This is a genomic window from Kineococcus glutinatus, from assembly GCF_039542765.1.
Classification (GTDB): Bacteria; Actinomycetota; Actinomycetes; order Actinomycetales; family Kineococcaceae; genus Kineococcus_A; species Kineococcus_A glutinatus.
This window is the reverse complement of the sequence record NZ_BAABIL010000796.1, coordinates 1-1,406: the sequence shown is the minus strand read 5'-3', so window position 1 is coordinate 1,406 and position 1,406 is coordinate 1. Positions and strand designations below refer to the sequence as shown.

Here is a 1,406-nt window from a genome sequence, read left to right as displayed (position 1 = left end):
ACGCCGGTGACCCGCACACCTACGCTCCCAGCGCGCCGTCGGCCGAGCTGTCCCGCGAGGAGCCGCAGCCGCTGCGCGCCGGCACCGACCCGGTGCAGGTCCCCCGCGTGGTGGAGATGCCGGACACCGCCGCCGCCTCGCGCCGCCCGGTGCGCGCGCGCCGCGAGGAGGAGGACCTGGACGTGCCCGACTTCCTCAAGTGAGCGGGCGGACGCCCGCCGGGCGCCCGGCCCTCCTCGACGCCGGTCTCGGCGTCCGCGGCGCCTTCACCACCCGTGGCGGTGGTGGGGGCGCCGCGCCGTTCGCGGGGCTCAACCTCGGTGACCACGTCGGCGACGACCCGGCACGCGTCGCGGCCCACCGCGCGGCGGTGCGCCGCGCCGCGGGGGCCGAGCACCTCGTGCTGGCCCGGCAGGTGCACGGCGCGCAGGTCGTGGTCGTCGACGGGCCGCCGGCCGTCGTGCCGGAGGCCGACGCCGTCGTGACGACGCGCCCGGAGCTGGCGCTGGCCGTCGTGGTCGCCGACTGCGTGCCGGTGCTGCTGGCGGACCCGGCCGCCGGCGTCGTCGCCGTCGCCCACGCGGGCCGTCCCGGCATGGTCGCGGGCGTCGTGCCGGCGGTGGTGGCCGCCATGCGCGACCTCGGTGCCCGCGACGTCCGGGCCGTGACGGGCCCGGCGGTGTGCGGCGGTTGCTACGAGGTGCCCGCCGCCATGCGCGAGGAGGTGTGCGCGCGGGTTCCCGAGGCGTGGGCGCGCACGCGCTCCGGGACCCCGGCGGTCGACGTCGTGGCCGGCGTGACGGCGCAGCTGCTCGCCGCCGGTGTCCGCACCGGCCGCGTGCAGGCCTGCACCGTGGAGGACGGGCGCTTCTTCTCCCACCGCCGCGAGGGGCGCACGGGGCGCTTCGCCGGTGTCGTGCGGGCGGCCGCCGGGCGGCTGTCGTGGGCGTGAGCGGTCCGGCCGGGGCCCGCCGCGAGGAGCTGGCCCGAAACCTCGCCGCGGTGCGCGCGCGCATCGACGCCGCCGAGGCCGCCGGCCGCCGCGCGCCCGGCTCGGTGCGGCTGGTGGTGGTCACGAAGTTCTTCCCGGCCTCCGACGTCGGTGTTCTCGCCGACCTCGGGGTGCGCGACGTGGGGGAGAGCCGTGACCAGGAGGCCGGCCCGAAAGCCTTGCGCTGCAGCGCCTTTCCGGGTGGTGACGAGCTGCGCTGGCACTTCGTCGGGCAGGTGCAGACGAACAAGGCGCGATCGGTGGCCGCGTACGCCGACGTGGTCCACTCCGTCGACCGGCCCCGGCTGGTGCGGGCGTTGAGCGCCGGTGCCGTCGACGCCGGTCGCCGGTTGGACTGCTTCGTGCAGGTCGACCTCGACGTCGACCCCGACGTCGACCCCGCACCCGACCCCGC

The 1,406-nt window shown here is 78.5% G+C and carries 1 protein-coding gene and 2 pseudogenes; all 3 read left to right on the top strand.

Annotation, left to right across the window (positions count from 1 at the left end; all coding sequences use genetic code 11):
• Positions 1-203: pseudogene (locus ABEB16_RS21525) on the top strand (hypothetical protein); the annotation flags it as partial.
• The gene (pgeF, locus tag ABEB16_RS21520) at positions 200-952 is read left to right on the top strand and encodes a peptidoglycan editing factor PgeF (protein WP_345714217.1); all 753 of its coding nucleotides are present in this window, start codon (positions 200-202) and stop codon (positions 950-952) included. The pseudogene ABEB16_RS21525 and the gene pgeF, both read left to right, overlap by 4 nt.
• Positions 949-1,406, top strand: a pseudogene (locus ABEB16_RS21515) (YggS family pyridoxal phosphate-dependent enzyme); the annotation flags it as partial. The gene pgeF and the pseudogene ABEB16_RS21515, both read left to right, overlap by 4 nt.